The sequence below is a fragment of the Paracerasibacillus soli genome (assembly GCF_042432965.1).
Classification (GTDB): Bacteria; Bacillota; Bacilli; order Bacillales; family Amphibacillaceae; genus Paracerasibacillus; species Paracerasibacillus soli.
Window position 1 is genome coordinate 358726 of record NZ_JBHLWL010000022.1, and the last position, 18017, is coordinate 376742.

The 18017-nt window shown below is 35.7% G+C and carries 17 protein-coding genes; 14 read left to right on the top strand and 3 right to left on the bottom strand.

What is annotated here, in order from left to right; translation table 11 throughout:
* Positions 1-44: 44 nt before the first annotated feature.
* From liaF to ACFFIS_RS08445, 6 genes are all read left to right on the top strand, one after another.
* Positions 45-776 (top strand): cell wall-active antibiotics response protein LiaF, encoded by a 732-nt coding sequence (gene liaF, locus ACFFIS_RS08420; RefSeq protein ID WP_320378705.1) that lies wholly within the window; start codon positions 45-47, stop codon positions 774-776.
* Entirely contained in the window at positions 773-1813 is a 1041-nt protein-coding gene (locus ACFFIS_RS08425) for a sensor histidine kinase (protein WP_320378706.1), read from the top strand. The genes liaF and ACFFIS_RS08425 overlap by 4 nt, the downstream gene beginning before the upstream one ends.
* Entirely contained in the window at positions 1806-2438 is a 633-nt protein-coding gene (locus ACFFIS_RS08430) for a response regulator (RefSeq protein WP_390186963.1), read from the top strand. Before ACFFIS_RS08425 ends, ACFFIS_RS08430 begins: the two co-directional genes overlap by 8 nt.
* Positions 2439-3117: 679 nt before the next feature.
* Positions 3118-3969: a formate/nitrite transporter family protein gene (locus ACFFIS_RS08435; protein ID WP_390186965.1), complete on the top strand. Its 852-nt coding sequence runs from the start codon at positions 3118-3120 to the stop codon at positions 3967-3969.
* Positions 3970-4220: 251 nt separating this feature from the next.
* Positions 4221-6314, top strand: a complete 2094-nt coding sequence (locus ACFFIS_RS08440; protein ID WP_390186967.1) for a catalase — start codon at positions 4221-4223, stop codon at positions 6312-6314.
* 117 nt (positions 6315-6431) lie between these two features.
* The gene (locus ACFFIS_RS08445) at positions 6432-7343 is read left to right on the top strand and encodes a LysR family transcriptional regulator (protein ID WP_320378708.1); all 912 of its coding nucleotides are present in this window, start codon (positions 6432-6434) and stop codon (positions 7341-7343) included.
* A 24-nt stretch (positions 7344-7367) separates the two neighbouring features.
* Here the strand turns inward: ACFFIS_RS08445 and ACFFIS_RS08450 are convergent, their stop codons facing one another.
* The gene (locus tag ACFFIS_RS08450; RefSeq protein ID WP_320378709.1) at positions 7368-7607 is read right to left on the bottom strand and encodes a thioredoxin family protein; all 240 of its coding nucleotides are present in this window, start codon (positions 7605-7607) and stop codon (positions 7368-7370) included.
* A gap of 182 nt (positions 7608-7789) precedes the next feature.
* Here ACFFIS_RS08450 and ACFFIS_RS08455 point away from each other — a divergent pair, with 182 nt between their 5' ends.
* The 3 genes from ACFFIS_RS08455 to ric all read left to right on the top strand — a co-directional run bounded on the left by ACFFIS_RS08455 (position 7790) and on the right by ric (position 10374).
* Complete coding sequence (locus tag ACFFIS_RS08455) at positions 7790-8407, top strand: NUDIX hydrolase (protein WP_320378710.1); 618 nt, start codon at positions 7790-7792, stop codon at positions 8405-8407.
* Between the two features lie 126 nt (positions 8408-8533).
* Positions 8534-9439 (top strand): Gfo/Idh/MocA family protein, encoded by a 906-nt coding sequence (locus ACFFIS_RS08460; protein ID WP_320378711.1) that lies wholly within the window; start codon positions 8534-8536, stop codon positions 9437-9439.
* Positions 9440-9681: 242 nt separating this feature from the next.
* Complete coding sequence (gene ric / locus ACFFIS_RS08465) at positions 9682-10374, top strand: iron-sulfur cluster repair di-iron protein (RefSeq protein WP_320378712.1); 693 nt, start codon at positions 9682-9684, stop codon at positions 10372-10374.
* Between the two features lie 158 nt (positions 10375-10532).
* Here the strand turns inward: ric and ACFFIS_RS08470 are convergent, their stop codons facing one another.
* On the bottom strand, positions 10533-11156 hold the full coding sequence (locus ACFFIS_RS08470) for a TetR/AcrR family transcriptional regulator (RefSeq protein WP_320378713.1): 624 nt from the start codon (positions 11154-11156) through the stop codon (positions 10533-10535).
* A 236-nt stretch (positions 11157-11392) separates the two neighbouring features.
* Here ACFFIS_RS08470 and ACFFIS_RS08475 point away from each other — a divergent pair, with 236 nt between their 5' ends.
* The 4 genes from ACFFIS_RS08475 to ACFFIS_RS08490 all read left to right on the top strand — a co-directional run bounded on the left by ACFFIS_RS08475 (position 11393) and on the right by ACFFIS_RS08490 (position 16311).
* The gene (locus tag ACFFIS_RS08475; protein ID WP_390186971.1) at positions 11393-13594 is read left to right on the top strand and encodes an MMPL family transporter; all 2202 of its coding nucleotides are present in this window, start codon (positions 11393-11395) and stop codon (positions 13592-13594) included.
* Between the two features lie 254 nt (positions 13595-13848).
* Positions 13849-15021, top strand: a complete 1173-nt coding sequence (locus ACFFIS_RS08480) for a hydroxymethylglutaryl-CoA synthase (RefSeq protein ID WP_390186973.1) — start codon at positions 13849-13851, stop codon at positions 15019-15021.
* A 152-nt stretch (positions 15022-15173) separates the two neighbouring features.
* Entirely contained in the window at positions 15174-15599 is a 426-nt protein-coding gene (locus ACFFIS_RS08485; RefSeq protein WP_390186974.1) for an OsmC family protein, read from the top strand.
* A 55-nt stretch (positions 15600-15654) separates the two neighbouring features.
* Positions 15655-16311, top strand: coding sequence for a reverse transcriptase-like protein (locus ACFFIS_RS08490; RefSeq protein WP_320378714.1), 657 nt, complete (start codon positions 15655-15657; stop codon positions 16309-16311).
* Positions 16312-16513: 202 nt separating this feature from the next.
* Here ACFFIS_RS08490 and ACFFIS_RS08495 read toward each other — a convergent pair whose 3' ends face one another.
* The gene (locus tag ACFFIS_RS08495; protein ID WP_320378715.1) at positions 16514-17449 is read right to left on the bottom strand and encodes a metal ABC transporter solute-binding protein, Zn/Mn family; all 936 of its coding nucleotides are present in this window, start codon (positions 17447-17449) and stop codon (positions 16514-16516) included.
* Positions 17450-17659: 210 nt separating this feature from the next.
* Here ACFFIS_RS08495 and ACFFIS_RS08500 point away from each other — a divergent pair, with 210 nt between their 5' ends.
* Entirely contained in the window at positions 17660-17983 is a 324-nt protein-coding gene (locus tag ACFFIS_RS08500) for a DUF4870 domain-containing protein (RefSeq protein WP_320378716.1), read from the top strand.
* Positions 17984-18017 lie beyond the last annotated feature (34 nt).

Here is an 18017-nt window from a genome sequence, read left to right on the forward strand (position 1 = left end):
TAATACTTACGCCTGTTTGATTATATATATAGGGGGCTAGTCCCGTGTTTCATCGACTTTCAACTGATATGCTAAACTTAATCATGATAATTGGGGTAGCCCTATTTATTATAGAGATTGCCTTTTTTCACGGTGGAATGCTTTTTCCAGCGCTATTTGCTGTACTGATGATTTATGTAGGTCGGAAGTATTTTTATCAAATGTGGGGAAAAATTATATTTTGGCTAGGTGTCGTGAGTCTCGTATTTTCCATATTAAACATGATGGCAGTCCGTTTTTTATTAGTGGCAGGTATTGTTTTATTTATCCATGATTATTGGAAGACAAGACATGATGTCACACAGATTCAGCCAATATTAACGTATGATGATAATCCAGAAGAGCCACTAGAGCAAATCAAACCACTGTTTAATCATCAACTTTTTGGTGATCAAAAAACAGATGAGCGTGTATATAAGTGGCGTGATATTAATATTCACGGTGGTATTGGAAATAGAATCGTTGATCTGAGTAACACTGTATTGCCAAATGATACTATCGTTGTTTCAATTCGACATGTACTAGGTAAGATTGAGGTCTATGTTCCGTATGAGGTTGAAGTTAGTATTCAACATAGTGCTGTATTTGGACGGGCAAATATTTTTGGTAAAAAACATTGGAAATTAATGAATCAATCACTCATCTATCAAACAAAAGAATATGATAACGTGGCAAATCCGCGTGTTAAAATCATTACCTCGTTATTTTCAGGAGATATCGAGGTGAAACGGATATGAATTTAATTCTGAAACAGATCTTTACGGCAATTTTATACAGCATTTTACTAACCGCAATGACGACAGGTGCTTTGTTGATTGCTTTTCCAATTGAAAACTGGACAACATTTTTTGATTTAAAAGTTGGTGACATTCCTTTTCTTGCCATTATTATTTTTATGCCATTGCTTGCAGGATTTATATATGGGGTATCGTCCGCTATATATTGGCAACAAAGAGTTCAAAGCGTGAGACGCCAGCTAGATGATGTCATTGCAGGACAAGTAATTTCAAAAGATGAAGATACGTATCCTGAACTTGCAAAGATAGAGGAGCAAATTGATAAAGTCCAAGAAAAACTACGCATACAGACAGAGCATGTGCAAAAAATGGCAACAGAACGGGCGAATGAGCGAGAAAGAAGCTTACAGGAAATTGTTGTTCAAGAACGTAATCGTTTAGCTAGGGAGTTACACGATTCGGTTAGCCAACAGTTATTTGCTGCATCGATGATGATGTCGACAATTAATGAAACGAATCCACCTCAGGGAACTTCTATCAAACGACAGTTGCAAATGGTGGAAAAGATGATTCATCAATCACAATTAGAAATGAGGGCACTACTGCTTCATTTACGACCAGTACCGTTAAAGGGCAAGTCAATTCAAGATGGAATGGAAGAGCTTTTAATGGAACTTACTCATAAAGTACCAATGGAGATTGAATGGAAAATTGAACAGTTTCAAGTTGAAAAAGGTGTGGAGGATCAGTTATTCCGTATCTTACAAGAGGCAGTTTCAAATACACTACGGCATGCAAAAGCTACGATGTTACATGTGATGTTGATTGAGCGGGATGAGACAATTATATTGCGTATTGTTGATAATGGAATAGGATTTGATGTAGAAGAGACGAGAACAATGAGTTCGTATGGCTTAAGTAACATGAATGAACGCGCAATTGAAGTTGGCGGGACAATGAAATTTATAAGCATACCAGGTGAAGGAACAAGGTTGGAAGTAAAAGTACCCAAGGTCGGAGGTGTCAATCATGATTAAAGTTTTATTTGCGGATGATCACGAAATGGTTCGGATTGGTGTAACATCTTATCTTTCTGCACAGCCTGACATGGAAGTAATTGCGGAAGCTGATGATGGTGGAGCAGCTGTTGACCTCGCACTTTCTTTGCGGCCAGATATTATTTTAATGGATCTCGTAATGAAGGAAATGGATGGAATTGAAGCTACTAGAAATATTATGGCAAAATGGCCGGAAGCAAAAATTATTATTGTAACGAGCTTTTTGGATGACGAAAAGGTATATCCGGCTCTGGAAGCTGGGGCTACCAGTTATATGTTAAAGACTTCGAAAGCAAATGAAATTGCAGAGGCAATCCGCGCAACGTATGGGGGACATCCAGTCTTAGAGCCAGAAGTAACTGGAAAATTAATGAATCGCATGCGAAAACAGTCAACAACCGAATTATACGAGGATTTAACAGATAGAGAAATGGAAGTTTTATTATTAATCGCGCAAGGGAAATCAAATCAAGAAATTGCTGATGAACTTTTCATTGCTTTAAAAACGGTTAAAGTTCATGTTAGTAACGTCTTGTCAAAACTACAGGTTTCAGACCGTACACAAGCGGTTATTTATGCATTTAAACATGAACTAGTTAAATAATAGGGGAGTGGTGAAATGAAATATCCTCGACCAACCCCCAATTTCGACTGGAAATACGGTTAAAGATGACGAAAAGCTTCCGCTGAGCTTGCAGTACTATGTGACCAACTTGGGGGTATGTTCGTTATTGAATGGCAGTGTATCACCGTATGCCAGTAATAGCTTACCTGGCCCGATATGCAAAGCTTGGCTTATATTGGTTCGAAAACGAATAAGCTTCGACTCAGTGCAGTGGCTACGTTATTACCACATTATAAACCTTTCAACATTGTAGAATGCTATAAATTACTTGCAACACAATTCCCCGAAAGAATTAATGTAGCAATAGGAAGGGCACAGGTGGTGCTATAAGACATCCACTTCAAAATTAGAGGGGGGAGTTAAAGTATGATAAGAGAAGGATGAAAAGCCTGTTCGTCACTTCTTGAACACTTTATGAAGATTGCTGAGATCTTATTCACTTTAACTAATAATAGCGTTTGATAGCTGATGTTATCCATGTATAATAGGAGTAAGAAATGAAACCGCTATTTTCTATGTAAATATACGCAGTGATAATATTTTTTTGTAGTAGTATGCTCAATGATTAACAATCCTTTTTGCGCATATCGACATCAAAGTAGTTGGTTAGACGCTAAAAAACAGTGATAGATAGGTAATGAAAGTGTGGAGAGAAAATATGAACTGTTTTGGTCCAGATGAAATTATTGATATTACAATTAAAAAGGGAACCGAAAAATCGCAAATGCCAAGAAAAAAGATTGAAGTACTCGCCTTTTTGGGGGGAGCGTTTATTGCTTTAGGCTATTTAGCTTATGTACGAGTTTCAGGTAATTTACCGAGTGAGTGGGGAAGCTTACCTCATTTTCTAGGAGCAAGTGTCTTTCCAATTGGGCTCATTTTAATACTTTTAGGCGGTGGTGAATTAATTACTGGCAACATGATGGCAGTTGCCGCAGCATGGTTTTCAAATAAGATTACATTTTTAAACTTGCTAAAAAATTGGGGGATAGTCACGTTTTTTAATTTTTTAGGCGCTATTTTTGTTGCCTATATGTTTGGACATGTTGTTGGGTTAACTGAAGGGGAATTTCTAGAAAAAACAGTGATGACTGCACAGGCAAAAGTGGACTCCTCATTTATAGAAGCATTTATATCTGGAATTGGTTGTAATTGGTTGGTCGGTATTAGTGTTTGGCTTTGTTTTGGGGCAAAGGATTTTGCCGGTAAAATACTTGCAATTTGGTTTCCAATCATGACTTTTGTATTGATTGGTTTTCAACACGTTGTTGCAAATTTCTTTATTGTTCCAGCTGCTATTTTTGCTGGAAAATTAACATGGTTAGCGTTTCTTCAAAATATCATTCCAGTTTGGCTAGGGAATGCAGTTGGAGGTGCGGTATTCGTTAGTGGACTATATGTTTTAGCATATAAAAAGTTTGAGGAAAGAGATGAAGAAGTAACCAAGCATAAGAGAGAAACGATATTTAATCAGGCTAGTCCTAAGAAGGGTGAAAAAATACATAGTTAATATACATATTTTTACCAATAATGATAGATGTAAAGTGACTAATATGTTGAGGATATAAATATTAAAATGATAGATTTACGCCACATATCTTCCTCAAATAAGTTTGATGGTGATGTTAGTTTGAAAATGTACAACGAATATCATCTTTTTTGCGTGAAATACTCTCGAAACTAATGAAAATGTCCCGGATTTTTAACTGTTGCATATGTATATATGGGACTGAAAAGATTAGGAAGGGATAGGTGGTTTTCATGGATCGTAAAGATGAAAAAAGTGTCGATAAAGATCACATTGATAATGATAAAAGAGTTTTTAAAGATGAAAAAGATGAGCAATTAGAACAATATCGCCATAAAAACACGGGACCGGGAAAGAAAATGACAAATGAAAATGCAATAAAGGTTTCCAATGACCAGACGTCATTAAGAGCGGGAAGACGCGGTCCAACATTATTGCAGGATTTTCATTTTTATAAAAAGCAAACCCATTTTAATAGGGAACGTATTCCTGAAAAAGTGGTGCATGCTAGAGGCTTTGGTGTGTATGGAGATTTCGAAGTATACAAATCTCTCAAGCATCTCACAAAAGCACATTTTTTAGGTGAGGCAGGACGTAAAACACCTGTATTTGTTCGCTTTTCTAATTTTATTGGTAGTAAAGGATCAAAGGATACAGCAGTTGATATACGTGGCTTTGCAACAAAGTTTTATACACAAGAAGGAAATTATGATATGTTAGCGCTTCAGTTTCCAGTATTTATACTTGCGGATGCAATGAAATTTATGGATGTTACACATTCAGTAAAGCCAAATCCGATTACGGACGTTCCCCAGGCGACTGTAGCTCATGATAGCTTTTGGGACTATGTCGCAAATAATCAGGAATCTGCACATATGGTGATGTGGCTTATGTCTTTACGAGGACGACCAAGAAGTTGGCGTATGATGGCTGGTTGGCCAATCAATACGTTTCGTTTTATCAATGAACAAGGAAAGTCAACATACGTTAGATTTAAATGGATTCCTAGGCTTGGTGTACACTCATTGTTGCTGGATGAAGCGAATATAATCGGCGGGGTCGATCCAGACTTCCACCGTCGGGATATCATAGAAGCGATTGAAAAAGGGGCATACCCAGAATATGAATTAGGGATACAGTTGATTAATGAAGAAGATGAATTTAAGTATGATTTCGATATTTTAGATGACACGAAACTTTGGCCTGAGGAAGAAATTCCTGTGCAATCTGTTGGAAAATTGACATTGAATCGTCTTGTAGATAATTTCTTTGCCGAGGAAGAACAGTCGGTATTTGATCCTTCTAATGTCGTTCCAGGAATTGATTTTACGAATGATCCCGTCTTACAGGGGAGGGCAATTGCTTATAGAGATACAGAATTATATCGACAAAATTCCGCGAACATTGAGGATATCCCGGTTAACAGACCGCTTGTAGAAAGAAACTATAATTTGCGTGATAGTTATCAGAGACATCGTATTGATGTTGACGCAGTAACCTATCATAATAATTCGTTAGCAGACAATACGCCTGCTGAATCTACGTTTGAAGAAGGTGGATTTGTTCATTATCCAGAAAAGGTTCAAGGGCACGTAACAAGGGAACTTCCTAGTGATTCTTTCTATGATTACTTTTCACAGGCAAGATTATTTTGGAACAGTATTACTTCTTTTGAAAAACAAGACCTTGTTGATACATTTATTTATCATCTGCAAAATGTAAAAAGTAAATCAGTTAGGCAGCAAAACGTGGAGATGTGGGCGCATGTTGATAGGGAAATGGCCTGTATCATTGCTGATAATATCGGGGTAGATCGACCACAGGCAACGAACGTACCAGTTACGAAAAGCTCACCAGCAATAAGTGAAGCAAACACTCCGCATTACGCTTATACACAAAAAGTAGGTGTCTTAATTGAAAATGGATTTAATAGTGAAGAAGTAAGAAATACATTAGACACGCTGAAACAGTATGGTGTATTTATCGATATTATTAGTGAAAAGCTTGGTCATGTCACGGGGTCTGATGGTACGAAATTAAAAGTAGATGGGACATTTACTACAAAATATCCAGTATTGTACGACTCTATTTATGTTGTTGGAGGTAGAGCGGATAATCAAGCTAGATTTAATCAAGATTTAATGGAATTCATTTATGAACAATATAAGCATTATAAGCCAATTGGTGTCGCTACAACAGGACAACGATATTTGCAGCCATCAGAAAATAATAACTTGTTAGGTGTTGTATTTGCCGCAAACAATCCAAACTTTGGCGAAGAATTTGTAGGTGCGATTGCACAACAAAGATTTTGGAATAGAACGTAATGAAAGGAAAGGCTTCACATGAGCATATGTGAGGTCCTTTTTTATTCCTATTATTGAAAAGTATTATCATTATAGTCATAATAATAGTAATAGACTATTATTATGGGGGATGAGGAAATGGAGATTAGACAATTAGAATGTTTTTTAGAAGTCTGTAAAGAATTACATTTTACAAGAGCTGCGGAAAATCTAAATATCTCCCAGCCGTCTTTGAGCCAACAAATTAAGAATTTAGAGTTTGAAGTAGGTGTACCACTGTTTGACCGAATCGGAAAAAGAACGGCATTAACCGAGGCAGGGAAAATATTACGACACCATAGTCAACGCATTTTCTTTGAACTAGAACAAGCTCGGTCCGCACTACAAGATTTAAATGGGTTACAAAGAGGAAAACTTACAATTGGTTCATTGCTAACAACTACGCATTATTTACTACCGCAAGTCATTTTTAATTTTAAAAAAATGTATCCAAATATTGCACTAACTGTATTAGGAATGAGAACAGGTAAAATTAAAAAGGAAATACTTGAGAACAATCTAGATTTAGGTATTACTTTTTTACCAATAGAAAATGATGAACTTGAAACGATTTCTTTATTTACAGAAGAACTTGCATTGGCACTACCAATAAATCATTCGCTTACAAATGTAGAAGAAATAGAATGGAAGGTGATAGAACAAATACAAACTGTATTACTACCTGAAAATTATTATTTGCGCATGCTTATTCAATCATATTGTAATGAAGCGGGAGTTTATTTGAAGCCAACTCTGGAAATGACGACATTGGAGTCTATTGTGCAAATGGTTTCAGAAGGAATTGGTGCGACAATTTTACCTGTACCATATTTAGATTTTATTAATAATGATAAGATTGTAACGGTAAAACTTGTCAACCCAACACCAATGAGACAAATTGGACTTTTGTACAGAAAAGATAAATACATGTGTACAGCAACGCAAATATTTATAAATCAGCTTGTAGATATAAGTAAGTCTTTAAATATATACAAACAAGAGGCAAAATAATACGGCCCCTTGTTTGTATATGAACTAACCATTTTTTACATCTTCCATGCTTGCTCCAAAATTAATATGATAAACTTGTTTATCAATTAATAAAGCAGGTACAGATTTGACGCCGAAAGATTCAGCTTCTTCTATTCGAGAAGCATCATTGCCAAAATGTACGACTTCTACATCAATCTTTGACTTATCTAAATATGTTAGTATCAATTGTTCAGCGTCAACACAGACAGGACAGCCTGCATGATAAAAAATTGCCTTTTTCATTTTTATTCCCTCCTTAAACTTGACTTATCTATACCATAAGCTGTGTAGCGCTACAAAACAATACAAAATATCCTATCAGTCTGATAGGTTAAAACAATAGGTTGCTATGAAATGGAACGATGTATATGCTACACTATATAAAGATTCTGAATAAGTTTAAGACAGTTTTTGGAGGTAGTCTGATGAATCTAAAATGGCTGGAGTGGGCGAGAAGAATACAAGCATTATCACAAGCTGGTTTAACTTTTTCAAAGGATCCGTTTGATATAGAGCGATATGAAGAACTTAGAGAGATTAGTGCTGATATAATCGCAACATATACGGAACTGGAGTTCGAACAAATTCAGAATATCTTTCTACAAGAATCAGGATATCCAACACCAAAAGTTGATGTAAGAGGTGTTGTTTTTCAAAATGGAGAAATCTTATTAGTAAAAGAAAGAAATGATGAGAAATGGGCATTACCTGGAGGTTTTTGTGAAGTAGGTTTATCTCCGTTAGAGAATGCTATCAAAGAGGTCGAAGAAGAGTCAGGATTTCAAGTGAAAGCTGTGAGGCCGTTAGCGCTATTAGATATGAATATTCATGCACATACGCCACAGTTACACCATTATTATAAGTTGTTTATTCAGTGCGAAATTGTTGGTGGAGAAGCAACAATCGGTATGGAAACAAATGATGTACAGTTTTTCTCTAAAGCGCATTTACCTGAACTGTCTACCGGTAGAAATACGATGTCGCAAATAAAGAGTATGTTTGCATTTGCGGAAGATCCTTTTAAAGAAATGATGATAGATTAGTAATTGTGAATGATATCTGATAATAGTTATGAAGAATGACTACATAGAATATGATTGGTTTAGACATGTTTTTAAAAAAAACCATGTCTTTTAATAAATAGAAAATCTAAATGGAGAGGTAATGTCATGAAAATAGGAATGATTGGAATTGGAGATATTGCTAAGAAAGCATATTTACCAGTATTAACACAATTAAGTGGGATTGAATTACATATTTGTACTAGAAATAAAGCTACTTTACAAGAGGTTACTGAAAAATATCGCCTGCAACATTCGTATGATGATATGGAGCAATGGCTTGCAAGTGGGATAAAAGCTGCTTTTGTCCACTCATCGACTGAATCTCATGAGCAAATTATTGATACATTATTAGACCACGATATTCATGTGTATGTAGATAAGCCAATCACATATGATGGAGAATCATCGAAGCGACTTATAGAAAAGGCGCAGCAAAAGGGATTACTATTAATGGTTGGATTCAACCGTCGGTATGCACCACCTTATGAGAAATTAGCAGATTTACCGAATCCTAATATGGTTATCGTTCAAAAAAATCGTGCACATCATGTCAATGATATCCGGACCTTTATATTTGATGACTTTATTCACGTTATTGATACGTTACTATATTTATTTCCGTATTCCATTGAACAAATGCATGTTCGTGGCAAACAAGACGAACAGGGCCTCCATCATGTTGTCTTACAGCTTGAAGCAAATGAAGGTACTGGAATCGGAATCATGAATCGAGATTCGGGGACGACAGAAGAACATGTGAAAGTGTTCAGTTCCAACGAAACACGTACGGTTCAAAATGTAAATGAAGTGAGTAGTCATCAAAATAAAGATGTCGTTCAGTTAGGCAGTAATGACTGGGAACCAACATTACATAAGCGAGGTTTTCATGCCATCATTGCAAGATTTTTAGAAAAGGTAAAAAGTAACACAATGAACGTAACGGACTATGAACAAGACTTACGAAGACATCTTTTGGCAGAAGAAGTCGTACAAGCGCTAATTGATAAATAATAGAATGACAAAAAGGCTAGGACAAAACCAAAGTGTCAGACGCTTATGTCCCCGCCTCTTTATTAAGGTTGCAATTCGTGATTGTTGTACGAAGTCACGAATTACCTCATTCATTTGATGAAAGAATTTGAAAATAGACAAGCCAAGTATAGCGGATAGATTTCATTAAAGTGATGTGGGTCACTGCAATGGATGCAATAAATGACTATCATATATATACATACAATAAGGAGGCTATATATATGCGTTCATTTACTGCAGAACATACACCAGCTGAGATAGTAAAGGTTTTCCCGTATGCGAGTGATTTGTTTAAGGAAAACCACATTGACTTTTGTTGTGGCGGTGACAAAATATTAAGAGATCAATTTAAAGAACATCAAGTTGCAGGCGATACAATATTATTTGAATTAAATACACGCTATGAAAAATGGCTGGAGAATGGTCATCAAGCGAAGGATTGGGATTCTGTATCTATTTCCAATTTGGTTGATTATATTGTGGATCATCATCATGGTTATTTGAAGAAAGAATTACCCGCATTAAGTAAGTTTGTTACGAGGGTATTTCATGCCCATGGAAGTAATCAACCCCATTTGAGAGAATTACATCGCCTTTATGATGAATTTAGCCAGGAAATGGCAGAACATACGATAAAAGAAGAAGAGGAAGTTTTTCCATTAATAAAAGAATATGCAGTGAAACCGAGTGAAGAACTTTTGGAAAGAATTAGAATAGCAAATGGTGGTTTAGAAGCTGAACATGAATTTGCCGGAGATTTATTAAAAAAAATACGGCAAGTCACAAGCGGTTTCGAACCACCTGTAACTGCATGTGGAACTTATCGTGTCACATATGCACGTCTAGCTGAAATGGAGTCAAATACGTTTGAACATATTCACTTAGAAAACAATATATTGTTTAAACGGTTGTAAAGGAAAAAAGTGTTTTTCCATACGATACAAACTGTAAAAAGAAAGACAAGTAAATAAGGAAAAACAGCGGCTGTCTCCTATTTAAATGAGCAGCCTTTTTTAAATGGTATGAAGTAGGAATAAATTCTGCAAAATAGTTAGTCGAACAGCTAAAAAGATTACTTATGATCAAGCCCATTCCAAAAAAATTGTAAAATCTGATCGACCATTTTATCTACAGATGAAAATATTGGTTCATTATTAGCATTGCGATAATTACCTACTTGTAAAAGGGCAATATAAGTATGTGCTACAAATTTTGGGTGAATATGATGTGGTATTTCATTTTTTTGTATTGCGTTTTGAATCGCTATCTCAATAGAAGAATACATATTTTCCTCGGCTTGCTGTATGCTTTGTATTTGTTCTTTTGTTAAAGCACTCCTTGTTTCACGCATAAAACCATTCATATCGATATGAACTGTAGCTTGTAAATGTGCTTTTGTAATTTCTTTTAAGCGGACTTGTAATGGTTCATCCCTATTTAAAACTGTGTCGATTTGTTTTTGTATACGATACATCATTTGTACCATTGATTCTGTAAATAAATCTGCTTTACTAGCATAATAATAGTAAACAGTAGCTTTCGTAACGTGCGCTTTGCTAGCAACTTCATCTATTGATACTTCTTGATAACCTTGATTTAAAAACAGAGAAGTAGCAGCTTCTAAAATTGTTTGCTCAGTAGGTTTTTTTAAATCATTTGCACGAGGTCGGCCTAGGGACTTTTTATAACTAGCCATCTGTATCCCCCCAATATGTTGGTATAATACATCATTATACCATAGGAAATTTAATAATTACGAAATAATGATTGAAAATTAACTAACCAGTATATATAATTAATTGTATTGAAATTTACTAGCGAAGTTTACAAGAAACCATATCTCCATGCACGGGGTTTGGAAGGGGTATAATCAACAACTTGTTACATACTAAATCAAGGGTGTTTGTAGAAAAAGAGGAGGTAAGTGAAATCATGCAAAGTTTTTTAAATAAATGGGGCCAAATCGTGGCTAATTCAAAAAGTAGATGGTTTATAAGTATTATTTGGGTTGTGATTATTGCTATTTTTTCAATTTCTTGGCCGTCTGTAAATAAAGAGGTAGTTGGTTCAAATAATCTTTTGCCAGATGATGTGATGTCCATTGAAGCAAATAAAATAATGAACGAACAATTTCCTAATCATGCTGGAGTACCTTTATTAGTCGTTTGGCAACGAGATGGTGGCTTACAAGAGGCGGATTTTGAAACAATACAATCATTATATAAAGTACTGGGAGAAAAACCGTTAGCTTATCAATCAGAAATTCCACCTTTTGATCAAATGCCAGCTCAGGCATTAGCTGCCGCATCGTCAGAAGATGGTGAAGCAATTGTAACTCCGATATTTTTTAGTAAACGGGCAGAAACAGATCAGTTAAAAGATGCTGTAAGTAATTTAAATAAAATGGTGGATGGGATTTCGGACCAATCTGAACTACAGGTACAATATACCGGTCCAGTGTCCATTCAAATAGATGCAGTAAGTTTATTTAGTCAAGCGGATGTTAAGTTGTTAATTGCAACCGTTGTTATTGTGTTGGTTTTATTAATTGCTTTATATCGTTCGCCAATATTGGCTTTTATTCCGTTAATAGCTGTAGCTTTTGCTTATGGGTTAATTAATCCATTGTTGGGACTGATGGCAAGCAAAGGCTGGATAGAAGTTGATGCTCAAGCTGTTTCGATAATGACCGTCTTATTATTTGGAGCTGGAACGGATTATTGTTTGTTTTTAATTTCAAGGTACCGTGACGAATTATTATTGGTTGAGAATCAATATACCGCGCTTCGCAGGGCAATGAGTAAAACCGGGGGAGCTATTATGATGAGTGCAATGACAACTGTACTCGGGCTATTCACGTTGTCACTAGCACATTATGCATCTTATCACCGTTTTGCAGTACCATTTAGTTTAGCTATTTTTGTTATGGCGATTGCATTGATGACAATTCTCCCAGCATTATTGGCGTTGTTTGGTAGAGTCGCTTTTTATCCATTTATCCCTCGGACAGAAGAAATGAGAAGAGAGCTTGAGAAAAAGAAAGGGAAAAAGCTACGCGATTCAAAAGGGAAAAGTCGCTTACGTACGATGACGGGCGAACTTGTAACGAAAAAGCCAATCCCGATTATTGTTGTTTGTATGATTCTATTGGGCGGATTAGCCTTATTTGTACCAAAAATAGAATACACGTATGGTTTGCTTGATTCATTTCCAGAAGATATGCCTTCACGAGAAGGATATACTTTGATTTCAGAACATTATGCTGCGGGAGAAGTAGCTCCTATGTATGTAATTTTAGAAACTGTTGGCAAGTCGGATGTTGATTTAAAAGAAAAATTAGCCGCATTACCTTATGTTAGTGCAGTAAGTGATGGCAAGATAGGGGAAAGTAATGAGAACATTTTATCCTATGAAGTAACTTTAGCAATTGACCCGTATTCACAAGAAGCGGTGGACCATGTGCCTGCGATTAAATCGTTAGCGAAAGATTCGATGAAAGAAGCAGATATTTCTAAAGGTGAGGTTTGGATTGGAGGAGAAACAGCGACACTTTATGATACTCAAAAAACAACCAATCGGGATCAAAACATCATTATGCCAGTTGTGTTAGGCATCATGGCGTTATTATTGGTACTATATTTCCGTTCCCTTCCAGCCATGCTTTATATGTTAACAACTGTTGTATTTTCATTCCTATCAGCACTAGGAATTGGGTGGATTGTTATACATTACATTTTAGGTGAACCAGCCATGCAAGGTTTAATCCCACTTTATTCCTTTGTTTTCTTAGTAGCACTTGGTAGTGATTACAATATCTTTATGATGTCGAGTATATGGCGAAAAAGAAAAACGTTACCACATAAACAAGCAATTTCAGAAGGTGTAGGAGAAACTGGGTATGTCATTTCCTCAGCAGGTCTTATTTTGGCAGGGACATTCGCTGTATTAGCAGTATTACCGATGCAAGTGTTGGTTCAGTTTGGTACAATTACAGCTATCGGGATTTTATTAGATACCTTTATTATTAGGCCGTTATTTGTGCCAGCAATTACAACAGTTCTTGGAAAATATGCATTTTGGCCTGGAAAACTGTGGAGAAAACAGGATAATACTGTTATGTCTGAAAAAGAATAAGTATGAATGTATTTTTCATTTATAGTTAAATTTACGGGCTGGATATATTCCAGCCCTATTATTATGTTTTTCTCTTTATAAATGAGAAAATGTTTATAGAGAACGCAGAGGCTTTTCAATCATTGAAACGTTATATTTTTAGAAATATCATTGCTAAATATGGTATAGTGAAGTAGTATTTATGTGAATGGACTCACAATTTAGCAAACATATGAAGAAAGTAATAGGATTTTTTAAAAAAGGAGCAAATCATCGTGAAAATTGGTATTGATAAAATTGGGTTTTATACCCCACATTTATATGTAGATATGAATAAATTAGCAGTTGCCCGTCATGTTGAACCTGAAAAGTTTACAATCGGGATTGGTCAAAGCCAAATGGCTGTACCTCCGTTAACACAGGATTCCGTCACGTTGGCAGCTAATGCAGCGCTAGAAATTTTGGATGAAGAAGATAGAAACCAGATTGATCTCGTTATTTTTGGAACTGAATCAGGCATTGATCATTCTAAATCTGCCGCAGTTTATGTGCATCATTTACTAGGAATCAATCCACATGCGCGTAGCATCGAAATGAAACAGGCTTGTTACAGTACAACAGCAGCGATGCAATTAGCAAAAGGACATATTGCACTTCATCCTGAAAAAAAAGCGCTCGTTTTAGCATCAGATATTGCACGCTATGGTTTAAATACTGGTGGAGAAGCTACACAAGGTGCAGGTGCTGTTGCAATAGTCATTAGCGCCAATCCGAGCATTATGGAATTAGAAAGTGAAAGTGCATATTTTACAAATGATATTATGGATTTTTGGCGTCCAGTATACTCTGATACTGCATTTGTTGATGGTAAATTTTCTAATGAACAATATATTGCATTTTTTAATCAAGTTTGGGGTCAGTATAAGGAACAGACGGGGGCAACATTAGAAGATTTTGAAGCAATTTGTTTCCACCTTCCTTATACGAAAATGGGCCTTAAAGCATTACGCACTGTTTTAGATGAAACATCGGAAGCCGTGCAAGAGCGTTTGTTAAACCATTATCAAATTAGTACGACATACAATCGAAATGTCGGAAATATTTATACGGGATCACTTTATTTAAGTCTCCTTTCATTTTTAGAACAAGCCCAAAATTTACAGGCAGGTACAAAAATTGGACTATATAGTTATGGTTCTGGTGCAGTAGGGGAGTTCTTTGCAGGGGTATTGCAACCAAACTTTGAGCAACATGTACAAAGGGACAAGCATGAAAAACTATTAGCTAATCGTAAAGAGTTATCAATTGCGGAATATGAAGAAGTATTCCAACAAACACTCCCAACTGATGGATCAACAGTGGAATTAGATATTAATCAGGATCCAGCAATAATTTGCCTTGCTGGAGTGACTGAAAATAAACGCCAATATGTAAATAAAAACAACTAAAGTAATGAAAGTGAACATAAGGGGCTGGCTCTCTCATTTAAGGGGGTCAGACCCCCTTTTCCTATTTATTCCTAGTGTGATTTTGTTTAATTGTCATTTTAAGTGGTAATTTAATACTATGTTGATAACGATGAGGAAGGAGTGCAACAAAAATGGAACTAACAGTAAAATGGAATAAAAAAATGGCTTTTTCAAGCATGACACCATCAGGACATGATATAAAAATGGATGCGTCGGAAAAAGTGGGGGGAGAAAATACAGGTGCCAGACCGACGGAATTATTGCTAAATGCTGTAGCAGGATGTACTGGGATAGACATCATATCCATATTAACCAAAATGCGTCTAAATCCTACGAGTTTTGAAATGAAAGTAGCAGGAGAACGTGCTGAAGCACATCCGAAACGGTTTACAAAAATTCATATTCATTATGCACTGGAAGGGGATGTACCGGAAGAGAAGGTTGTACGGGCGATTACATTATCAAAAGATAAATATTGCACGGTTGCCCATTCATTAAATGCTGAAATAACGGCAAGTTATTCGATTAATGGTGCGGAGGGAAAAGAAATTGTGTGAATGTGAGGTAATGAAATGCTAAATTTAGGTCATCATGAATGGAGGTAGAAATTTTTTGCGTGGAAGATTGGAGTTGACCTACCAAACGAAAAAAGGAACAGAGGCAACATTTACTTCTGAAGATCTATTGGCTAAGAAGGCAATCCTTCTAATAGGCGACTTACAAAAAACGGGTAGAGTAAAATCGGTTGTTTTTATTGACACACATGAAAATAAATGGACGTTAAAAGAACTTAAAAAGCAACAAGAAGAAATACAGGAAGAGCCGCATGATGTGGAAGTTTACTTTGATGGAGGATATGATAAGTCACTAGCGGGATTAGGCATTGTTATTTATTATGAGCAGCGTCAAAAGACATACCGTAAACGTAAAAATGCACGTATTGAGCAAATTTTAAATAACAACGAGGCAGAATATGCCGCCTTACATCTAGCTGTTCAGGAGTTAGAGGAGCTTGGTGTTCACCATTTGCCTGTAACGTTTTTTGGAGACTCTCAGGTCGTTATAAAACAAATGAGCGGCGAGTGGCCGTGTTATGAGGTTGAATTAGTAAAATGGGCTGACCGAATCGACGAAAGACTAGAACAGCTTGGGATTCAGGCTACGTATCAATTAATTCCTAGAAATGAGAACAAGGAAACGGATCAATTAGCAATACAGGCGCTTAAGAGAATTGAGATTTCCAGTGTTATGGAAATAAATAAGGCGTAAGATTGAAAGAAATGAAACTAATTGCATCCTATTAAATGAGTGGCATGTGGATAATGGATGATTTTTCAAAAGGCTGGGACAAAACCAAAGTGTCAGACCTCTCAACTACTATATTTAGTATTATATACTGAAATTTTTATTAATTATAGTAGTTGGACGAGGAAGTCAGATTGTCCCAGTCCCTTATTTTATTTTAGTTGTGTTACTGCAATGCTTTATCTAAAACTTCTATATTTCGATACATTAAACTAAAATAGTCCTCGTTATTAGCAATATCTGCATCCGTTAAAACCTCTAAATTGTGTAAATATAAAGGTTCGGCTGCAATCTCTTTTTGAATAATCTCAGCCACTTTCGGTGTAATATTTTGTTCGAAAATGATATATTTAATATCTTTTTCTTGGGCTTGTTTAATGATGGTTACTAAATCCTTTTGGGAAGGTTCTTCTGATGAAGACAAGCCTGCAATCGGAATTTGCTCAATTCCATAATCATTTTCCCAATAACCATAAGCGGCGTGTGATACGAGTATTTCAGGATTCTTTTTCGTCTTTACTAAGTTTTGAAATGCTAAATCCAAATTCTCTAAATTACTTTTTAGTTCCTGATAATTATCCTCAAATGTTTCCTTTTCCTTAGGCATAAAAGAGATAAGTGTATCTTTAATATTTTTAGCTATTTGGATAGAGCGTATTGGGTCTAGCCAAACATGAGGATCATGGTCACCGTGATGATGATGATCATCGTGAGCTTCATGCTCATGATTCTCAAGTAATGGTATATTTTTTGCAGTTTCAACTAATGTGATATCTTCCTTTTTTAAAGCAGACGCAATTGTTTCAGCATATGGTTCAATACCTAAACCGTTATAAAAAAACGCATCTCCTTTTGCAATATCAACCATTTGCTTTGATGTTGGTTCAAACGTGTGAGCATCTGCACCAGGAGGAAGTATTGTCTTAACCTCAACAAATTTCCCTCCAATTTTCTCAGTGAAATCCTGTAATGGATAAAGTGTTGTATAAATCATTAACTTCTCGCTTCTATCACGAGATGAATCTTCTGCGCCACATGCGCTTAAAACAACGAGTAATGTCAATCCAATGGTAAGTATTGTTTTCTTTATATGATTATTCATATTTTCCTCCTAAATTACAGTACAAAATAGATTTTATCGTAATCATTCCGATTTGTAAATAAGAACCATTCCGATTTATTGTAAAACATTCTTTCCGAATAAGTATGAAATATTTTTCTAATACATACTACTAAAGTCCCTTTTATTAACAGAAAATTATGTTACCATAAAAGATATGATATTAAAATAGAAGGGGAAAGGGGGAGAACAATGCCAACGAATGATGAAAGAATGTTTGCTATGCTAATCTATTTAATAGGTATTTTTGTACCAGTGTTAGGTCCGCTAATCATTTGGTTGATGAAACGTGAGGAATCTGATTTTGTAGATTATCATGGAAAAGAGTATTTTAATTATTTAATCTCTTTTACTATATATGTAGTGGTAAGTACAATATTAATGGTTGTGTTAATTGGATTTTTACTAATTTTTGTAGTGGGTATTACTGGATTTATCCTTCTAATCGTTGCGTTAGTAAAAGCAAATCAAGGTGAGCGATACCGTATTCCGCTCATTTTTAGAATCATTAAGTAAATATTGTGATTTAAAACGGATGGGACATAAGGAG

Bases quoted from the DNA above. Each gene is read 5' to 3' on its own strand.
- ACFFIS_RS08430 (WP_390186963.1), top strand. From the start codon at position 1,806: ATGATTAAAGTTTTATTTGCGGATGATCACGAAATGGTTCGGATTGGT.
- ACFFIS_RS08500 (WP_320378716.1), top strand. From the start codon at position 17,660: ATGCCAACGAATGATGAAAGAATGTTTGCTATGCTAATCTATTTAATA.
- ACFFIS_RS08440 (WP_390186967.1), top strand. From the start codon at position 4,221: ATGGATCGTAAAGATGAAAAAAGTGTCGATAAAGATCACATTGATAAT.
- ACFFIS_RS08450 (WP_320378709.1), bottom strand. From the start codon at position 7,607: ATGAAAAAGGCAATTTTTTATCATGCAGGCTGTCCTGTCTGTGTTGAC.
- ACFFIS_RS08445 (WP_320378708.1), top strand. From the start codon at position 6,432: ATGGAGATTAGACAATTAGAATGTTTTTTAGAAGTCTGTAAAGAATTA.
- ACFFIS_RS08460 (WP_320378711.1), top strand. From the start codon at position 8,534: ATGAAAATAGGAATGATTGGAATTGGAGATATTGCTAAGAAAGCATAT.
- ACFFIS_RS08435 (WP_390186965.1), top strand. From the start codon at position 3,118: ATGAACTGTTTTGGTCCAGATGAAATTATTGATATTACAATTAAAAAG.
- ACFFIS_RS08425 (WP_320378706.1), top strand. From the start codon at position 773: ATGAATTTAATTCTGAAACAGATCTTTACGGCAATTTTATACAGCATT.
- ACFFIS_RS08495 (WP_320378715.1), bottom strand. From the start codon at position 17,449: ATGAATAATCATATAAAGAAAACAATACTTACCATTGGATTGACATTA.
- ACFFIS_RS08470 (WP_320378713.1), bottom strand. From the start codon at position 11,156: ATGGCTAGTTATAAAAAGTCCCTAGGCCGACCTCGTGCAAATGATTTA.
- ACFFIS_RS08455 (WP_320378710.1), top strand. From the start codon at position 7,790: ATGAATCTAAAATGGCTGGAGTGGGCGAGAAGAATACAAGCATTATCA.
- ACFFIS_RS08485 (WP_390186974.1), top strand. From the start codon at position 15,174: ATGGAACTAACAGTAAAATGGAATAAAAAAATGGCTTTTTCAAGCATG.
- ACFFIS_RS08475 (WP_390186971.1), top strand. From the start codon at position 11,393: ATGCAAAGTTTTTTAAATAAATGGGGCCAAATCGTGGCTAATTCAAAA.
- ric (WP_320378712.1), top strand. From the start codon at position 9,682: ATGCGTTCATTTACTGCAGAACATACACCAGCTGAGATAGTAAAGGTT.